The sequence below is a fragment of the Paenibacillus sp. 01L418 genome (assembly GCF_056400045.1).
Genome location: NZ_JBFTSN010000311.1, coordinates 1 through 7,813, shown reverse-complemented (window position 1 = coordinate 7,813; position 7,813 = coordinate 1). Strand labels below are relative to the sequence as shown.

Sequence of the window (7,813 nt, the reverse complement as noted above, 5' to 3'; positions counted from 1 at the left end):
GCCTTGCCATCCAATTGAATGGAACGCAAACCGAAATATGAAGAAGCTGAGTCCAATACTTCGCCATCTCGAATGAGCTCAAGCTCCAGATCATAAAGAAAAGGTGAATCGGTGTTCCATAATTTGATTTTGGAGAGGGGCAGCGTTAATGAAACGGTCATTGAGCCGGCATTTGCCGTTTGTTTTCCTACCGAAAGGCCATCGAGCAGCGCATTACAGCGGAATTGTACATCATTTGTGTTTCCAGACAGCTTGGCAGTTACGTGCAGGCAGCTGTTCTCCGGGTCTGGAACGAAACGGCAGGATTCTATATATGTTTCCGACACATGCTCAAGCCAAACTGTTTGCCATATGCCAGTCGTGCGGGTATAGTCGCAGCCTTGTGAATGGTAGGTACCGCTCTGCTTGCCGCGCGGTTGTAAGCCAGAGCGAGTATCATCCTCGGCATATACGGTAACCACATTTTCACCTTGCTGGAGGGAATCTGTAATATTGAATGAGAAAGAACTGTAACCGCCTCGATGCTTTCCTACATGTTTGCCATTAACCCACACCTGAGCCTCGTAGTCTACCGCTCCAAAATGCAATAATGTATGTCCGCCGTTCCAGTTGTCAGGAAGCTTGAAGCTTCGTTTGTACCAAACGGCTGGAATGAAATCTGTATGCCCAATGCCTGACAGCCGGCTTTCTGGACAAAAGGGGACGATGATGCGTTGAGTTAGCTTTTGCTCGTCTTGGTTTAATCCGCGCGAGATACCACTTTTTCCAGGATCCATTTCGAATTGCCATTCACCATTTAAATTGAGCCATGAATTTCGAGTAAACTGAGGTCTTGGGTATTCAGGGCGAGGGATTTGCTGCTGTTCCATTTTTCATTCCTCCATTATATTAATTTAAAAGTTAATAATATATGCTTATATTATTGATTTTAATGAATATTAGACCGGATTGTCAATGAATAATTAATTTTAATATTTTGTAATTAACTTATAAATTAATCAAATGCCTATTTAAACATCAATCTAAAAGAAGATGGTATTAAATCGAAGCTATTAACTGATTAACAATACTGAATGAAAATACTTAATAAAAATACTGATCAATACTAATGAGTAACATTACTGAGTACCATTACTGATTAAAAATACTGATCAAAGTTACAGCCGTACAATAACCTAGGTAGCCGTACTAAACCTAAATGTGAGCACTTCATAATTTCCAAGAGGTATCGTGCAAAGAGAAATAAAGAGGGGGTGAAAAGGAGCTGATCAAGCCGGGTGAATATTATTTTTATGCTGTCCTGTTAATAAAAGCCTGCATCAGAGTTAGTCTGCTGCAGGCCATGAGAAAAAAACATTTTGTTTAGCAATGTTCAGCAATGCATAACGAAGCTACTGCCCGCTCTTAATCTTCGTGAAAAATGTGCTAATCGCGTAATATGCCGCGCCGCGTACAGCTGACTGCTCTTGAAGCTCTGCAAACAATATTCGCATACGTTCGCGATGATACGATAGTGTGCGCTGATCGACGGCAGCTTGTACGGCTGGCTCCAGCCACTGAGCAGCACGGCTCATACGGTTGCCAATAATGACAACGTCAGGATTAAATACGTTGACGATATTAGCAATGCCTGCGCCCAAATAATCGCCAATCGAGAGTATATGCGCAATAACGCGTTCATCTCCAGCTGTTGCAGCAAGCAGCAGATCTTCCAAGTTCTTAAAGCCTAACGATGCTGTACTCTCAAGCAAAGCATTCTCCGAAGCATATAGCTCCCAACAGCCCCGATTGCCGCAGCTGCAAGGTTTGCCATCATACTCAATCGAGAGATGGCCGAGCTCACCTGAGAATCCTGATGCGCCCTTATATAATTCCTTGTTCAAAATAATGCCTGTTCCAATACCGATCCCGACGCTGACATAAATTTGGTTGGCGATGCCTCGTCCTGCCCCGTATTTCTGCTCTCCTTGCGCGCCCGCATTCGCTTCATTGTCTATCGTAACGGGAAGGTTGAAGCGCTCTTCGAGCTGCCGCTGCAGCTCAACTTGCCGCCATTTTAAGTTTGGTGCAAAAAGAATCGTGCCATTGTCATCCACGATACCTGGTACGCCGACGCCGATTCCGACAATCCCGTACGAGCTCTCCGGCGCATCATTAATAAGCAGCTCAATACATGAAATTAACTGCCCAATGACATGATCAGCATCCTGCTGCTTCAGACTGCGCTGCTGCTCTGCAATCACATTGCCTTCGAGGTCTACGAGCAGGCCGCGAATATAATTGACACCAAGATCGATGCCGACAGCATAACCAGCCGTACCATTAAAGAGCAGCATGACAGGTTTGCGCCCGCCGCTGGATAGTCCGGGACCATTCTCAACGACGAGATGGGTGTCGATCAAATCCTGAACGAGACTGGAAACAGTCGCCTTGTTTAATCCGGTCAACTCCGATATTTGAGCTCGAGAGAGCGGGGCATAACCAAGCACCGCTTCAAGCACGATGGCTGTATTTATTTTTTTGATGAGCGCTAAGTCGCCTGTTGGTTTCCTTTTCAAAAAAGAATGCCTCCGTCCAAATGAAAATATTTATTATTGTATCATGAAAAGCCTAATCTAGAGCCTACTAGATGGGGATGCGGATTTTGAGACAGCTAAGCCAAATAAGTACTGCATTTATTTTAACACAAAAACTTAGTTTGTTTAATAGACAAACTAAGTGGAGGCATGTTATTCTTTATGTAAGCACTATCATAAACTTCTAATCCATGAAGGAGGATTTTGATTACGATGACTTATTTTAAAAATATTAACACAATCCAATTTGAAGGTAAGGGCTCAGACAATCCGCTTGCATTCAAACATTACGATCCAAGCCAAGTTATTATGGGCAAAACGATGGAAGAGCATCTTCGCTTCGCAGTTGCTTACTGGCATACATTTAATGCGAATGGTTCGGACCCATTCGGATCAGCTACTATGGTTCGCGGCTGGGATCAATATACAGGCCTTGACCGCTCGAAAGCGCGTGTTGAAGCTAACTTTGAATTCATGACTAAATTGAATATTCCTTTCTTTGCTTTCCACGATGTGGACATTGCACCTGAAGGCGAAACGCTGCAAGAAACGAACAAAAATCTTGATGTCATCGTAGCTTTATTGAAGGACAACATGAAATCCTCCGGTAAAAAGCTGCTTTGGAACACTGTTAATATGTTCACAAATCCGCGTTTTGTTCATGGCGCTGGCACAACTTGCAATGCTGACGTTTATGCTTATGCTGGTGCGCAGCTCAAAAAAGGTCTTGAAGTGGGTAAAGAGCTTGGTGCGGAAAACTATGTTTTCTGGGGCGGCCGCGAAGGTTACGAAACACTTCTTAACACGGACATGGGCTTTGAGCTTGATAACCTAGCACGCTTGTATCATATGGCAATCGCTTACGCGAAGGAAATTGGCTTCGACGCGCAATTCCTGATCGAGCCAAAACCAAAAGAGCCAACTAAACATCAGTACGACTATGACGCAGCAACAACGATTTCATTCCTGCAAAAATACGGCTTGAAGGATCATTTCAAACTTAACCTTGAAGCGAACCATGCTACGCTTGCTGGTCATACGTTCGAGCACGAGATTCGTACGGCTGCAATTAACGGCATGCTTGGATCGCTTGATGCGAACCAAGGCGACCTGCTTCTTGGATGGGATACAGATGAATTCCCAACCGATCTATATTCAACTACACTAACGATGTTTGAAGTATTGAAAGCTGGCGGTATTGGCCGCGGCGGCGTTAACTTCGATGCGAAGGTTCGCCGTGCATCGTTCGAAACGGATGATCTGTTCCTTGCTCACATTGCTGGTATGGACAGCTTCGCTTGGGGCTTGAAAGCAGCTGCCAAATTGACGGAAGAGAAAATTCTCGACAACATCGTTGACAACCGTTACCGCAGCTTTAAAGAAGGCATCGGCGCGGATATCGTGTCTGGCAAAGCAACGCTTGCTTCACTTGAGCAATATGCGCTTCAAAACAATCCAATTAAAAATGAGTCCGGACGTCAAGAACGAATCCGCCTTATGTTGAGCGAAGTTATTTTTAGCGTTTAAGTCGGGAGGACTCTGACAAATGAGCTATGTAATCGGTATAGATTTAGGAACGAGCGCCGTTAAAGTGCTGCTTGTTGACCGTGATGGCACGGTAGCTGGGGAAGTCTCCCGCAGCTACCCGCTGTTTCATGCTTACTCCGGTTGGAGCGAGCAGCGGGCAGATGATTGGGTAGAAGGTACAGTTGAGGCTTTGCGTGAATTGACATCAACAGCAGGCATCGATGCCCAGTCAATTGAAGGGATTAGCTTCTCCGGTCAAATGCACGGACTTGTACTGCTGGACGGTGAAGGAAATCCTGTTCGCAACGCTATCTTATGGAATGATACGCGTACAACGGGGCAATGCCGTGAAATCGAACGCACGCTTGGAGACAAGCTGCTTAGCATTACTCGCAATCCAGCTTTGGAGGGCTTTACGCTTCCGAAAATTTTATGGGTTCGCGAGAACGAGCCGGATGCCTTCGCAAAGGCAAAGCTGTTCCTTCTGCCGAAGGATTATCTTCGCTACCGCTTAACAGGCGAGCTTCATATGGATTATTCCGATGCGGCGGGAACGCTTCTTCTTGATGTGGCTGGCAAAGCATGGAGCGAAGAAGTGCTTGAAGCGTTTGGAATTCCGGCACAATTTTGTCCACCGCTTGTTGAGTCGCATGGACTCGTAGGTACGCTGCTGCCGCAGTATGCTGACAGCACGGGGCTGCCAGGCACGACGAAGGTGTTCGCGGGTGGAGCGGATAATGCATGCGGGGCGATTGGCTCAGGCATTTTATCCGAAGGGTTAACGCTTTGCAGCATTGGTACTTCCGGCGTTATTCTCTCTTACGAGAATGACAAGACGAAGGATTTTGCAGGCAAGGTGCATTTCTTTAATCACGGCAAAGAGGACTCGTTTTATGCAATGGGTGTTACGCTTGCTGCTGGCTACARCTTAAGCTGGTTTAAGAAAACATTCGCTCCAAATGAATCCTTTGATCAATTGCTCGAAGGTGTAGGTGCAGTGAAGCCGGGAGCTGGCGGACTGGTGTTCACGCCATATCTCGTTGGCGAACGCACCCCACATGCGGATCCGCTCATTCGTGCAAGCTTTATCGGCGTTGACGGCTCACATGAACGCATTCATTTTGCACGTGCGGTGATGGAAGGCATTACTTTCTCCCTTAATGAGTCAGTCGATATGTTTAGACGCGCCGGCAAGACGGTCGATACGATCATTTCGATCGGCGGCGGCGCGCAAAACCCAGTATGGCTGCAAATGCAGGCTGATATTTTTGATGCAAAGGTTGTCGCATTAGAGAATGAGCAAGGACCTGGTTTAGGCGCTGCGATGCTAGCTGCATATGGTGCAGGCTGGTTTGATAGCTTGGAGTCCTGTGCAAATAAATTCGTTAAGCATGCAGATTCGTATTCGCCGCAGCCTGAAGCGGTTGCTGCTTATGCAGGCATTTTCAAAGTGTACCAGCAGGTTTATGAGCAAACAAAAGGCTTGAATGAGGCGCTAGCGCCTTATCGCGGCTAGTCGTACACAATAGAAGGGACTGTTATCCTCGAATTGAGGGTGACGGTCCTTTCTTTTTTTTTGGACCAGTGATTCAGAAAAGTGCCTTTTATTAAAACATTTAAACTAACATTCTATCGTGAAGGAGCAGATAGAGCGGTAAACGTTAGCGGGGATATACATAAGCAGAACAACATTGAAATCATTAGCGGTCTTGCTATCAAGTTCCTATGTATCTGAGCTGTCAGTCGCTGCTGTAGATCGTTCACGGACGGGCGGCGAGTTAATCGAGACGGTGGTTAACAAGATGACGTTGATTGATATGGCAGTACGCCAGTCAACTCAGCAAGTACAGCAGCTCGCAGCGCACATCCGAAATGAACCATATCTGAGCTGATTGGAAATATTTCAAAGCAGACAAATCTGCTGGCGCTGAACGCTGYGATTGAGGCGGCAAGAGCGGGAGAGCATGGGAGAGGCTTCGCGGTTGTAGCGGAAGAAGTGCGCAAGCTCTAAACACAGTCAGCGGAATCTGTGGTGAGAATTAAAGATTTGATCAATGAAATTCAGAATGATACAGAAACTGCCGTGAAGGCTATGAGAATGAGTGAAGCTGAATCAATAGAAGGACTGGCAAGCATAACAGATGCGGGAGATGCATTCATTCAAATCGCACATGCTTCAAGAGATGTGCTTGAAAAAATTCAGGAGGCAGCATCCTCCTCGGAGCAGCTGGCAGCAAGTGCACGGGAGGTCAATTCATCCATTTCCCAAATGACAGGAATTGCCTCTAGAAACTCCGCTATTGCCGGCGAAGTTTCTGCATTCTCGGAAGTGCAGTATGCGTCAGCAGAGGAAATATCATCATCAGCTAAAGGCTTAAGTGTATTTGCAATGGAAATGAACGAAGTGGCTCAAAAATTCAAGCTTTAAATAAAACGTGGAGCAGCTATTATCGTTTATAGCTGCTCCATATCATTTCGGGCCTAACACCCAACTCTCCGGCGATCAATTCTGCCGTTAGACGCTGGGGCTTTTTTATTTTCCCATTGCGAATTTTGGAAATGGTCGTAAGAGAGATAAGCGTTGACTGAGCGAGTGAAGTGACGGATATATTTTTACTGAGCATAAGCATACGAAGCTTGTAGGAGGGGTCCTCATCCTGATTATTCATATGAAGGCTGGTTAATATGACAACAAAGTTTTTTAAGGTCCGATTGCCATTGTAAAACGGCTGAACAACCGCATCAGCATTATAGCAACGATCCCCAAGCTTAAGATGAAAGTCCACGGATTCAGCCGTTCGGTTGTTTTTCGCATATTCTAATACCCGCTTAAGCTTGCTTCGTTCATGGTCTGGAACAAGCTCAAATATGGATTTGTTCAAATAGGAAGAGGAGGGCTGCTGTACAGGAGCATAATAATGCTTAAAGCTCATAATGTTATAGCGCTCATTCACAACAGCAGATACCATTATTTTATGATGCAAAATATATTCGTCAATCCATTTGGCTTCCCGTAAATCCTTGCAAATGATGACATAAACAATGCGGTCTTCGAGCTGGAGCTTGCGGCAGGACAAACGTATATCTGCAGGAGTCGATGACTTCGTGACAAGTTTGCATTCAAGAAGCGGTGATAGGGCTTGCTCATCAGCAAGTTGATGTACGGCTTCATCAAAGGAGAGAGTTGTCTCATCCGTCGATATAATAGTAGCTGGATCGAGGAGCATAAGATCTGATTTCTTAAAACCGGAAAAAGCTGCAAAAGCTTGATTGACGTCTACAATAGACCAACGGGATTCGTCCCACTCGACGATAAGCATAGGATCTGAAAGTAAATAAAATAAATGGTTCATCGATGACATCCTCCTTATCAATAGCCTAGCTGCACACTTATGTAATGATTATGTCACAAAACATAACATAATAAAATAGTTATTTGTAATTATATATCATGACGCCTTGCCGTATTCTTTTTTTACATGATTTTGTATGAATAGGGCATGTTAAACAAAACGTTAGAAAGGATGATCGCTATTGTCTACGAACTCAGCCTTATTGTTTGATTTTAACGATGCTCAAAGTGCGGCTCTTGCTTGCGAGACGCTGAGGGAGCTCGGATATGAGACGGTTCTTCATGAAGGAAGCAGTATGCATGTTCATTTAGAAGGAAGCGATCTAACTTCAGCACTCGAAATTGCACAATCACATGG

Annotated in this window: 6 protein-coding genes and 1 pseudogene; 4 read left to right on the top strand and 3 right to left on the bottom strand. The window is 45.2% G+C overall.

Going from position 1 to position 7,813, the window contains the following annotated elements:
* On the bottom strand, positions 1–869 hold an 869-nt coding region (locus AC1DSE_RS25915), incomplete at its 3' end, for a glycoside hydrolase family 2 protein (protein ID WP_477528403.1).
* Positions 870–1,391: 522 nt separating this feature from the next.
* Complete coding sequence (locus tag AC1DSE_RS25910) at positions 1,392–2,558, bottom strand: ROK family protein (protein ID WP_477512392.1); 1,167 nt, start codon at positions 2,556–2,558, stop codon at positions 1,392–1,394.
* A gap of 231 nt (positions 2,559–2,789) precedes the next feature.
* Between AC1DSE_RS25910 and xylA the strand changes: the two genes are divergently transcribed.
* The 4 genes and pseudogenes from xylA to AC1DSE_RS25890 form a co-directional block, all read left to right on the top strand.
* Positions 2,790–4,103 carry a xylose isomerase gene (gene xylA / locus AC1DSE_RS25905; protein ID WP_477512391.1) on the top strand — a complete coding sequence of 438 codons (1,314 nt, stop codon included), beginning with the start codon at positions 2,790–2,792 and terminating at the stop codon, positions 4,101–4,103.
* Between the two features lie 19 nt (positions 4,104–4,122).
* Positions 4,123–5,619: a xylulokinase gene (xylB, locus tag AC1DSE_RS25900; RefSeq protein WP_477528402.1), complete on the top strand. Its 1,497-nt coding sequence runs from the start codon at positions 4,123–4,125 to the stop codon at positions 5,617–5,619.
* A 175-nt stretch (positions 5,620–5,794) separates the two neighbouring features.
* The gene (locus AC1DSE_RS25895; RefSeq protein WP_477512389.1) at positions 5,795–5,995 is read left to right on the top strand and encodes a hypothetical protein; all 201 of its coding nucleotides are present in this window, start codon (positions 5,795–5,797) and stop codon (positions 5,993–5,995) included.
* Positions 5,992–6,531, top strand: a pseudogene (locus tag AC1DSE_RS25890) (methyl-accepting chemotaxis protein); the annotation flags it as partial. The gene AC1DSE_RS25895 and the pseudogene AC1DSE_RS25890, both read left to right, overlap by 4 nt.
* A gap of 19 nt (positions 6,532–6,550) precedes the next feature.
* Here AC1DSE_RS25890 and AC1DSE_RS25885 read toward each other — a convergent pair.
* Positions 6,551–7,456 carry a helix-turn-helix domain-containing protein gene (locus AC1DSE_RS25885; RefSeq protein WP_477512388.1) on the bottom strand — a complete coding sequence of 302 codons (906 nt, stop codon included), beginning with the start codon at positions 7,454–7,456 and terminating at the stop codon, positions 6,551–6,553.
* Positions 7,457–7,813: the final 357 nt, after the last annotated feature.

Bases quoted from the DNA above. Each gene is read 5' to 3' on its own strand.
- xylA (WP_477512391.1), top strand. From the start codon at position 2,790: ATGACTTATTTTAAAAATATTAACACAATCCAATTTGAAGGTAAGGGC.
- AC1DSE_RS25885 (WP_477512388.1), bottom strand. From the start codon at position 7,456: ATGAACCATTTATTTTATTTACTTTCAGATCCTATGCTTATCGTCGAG.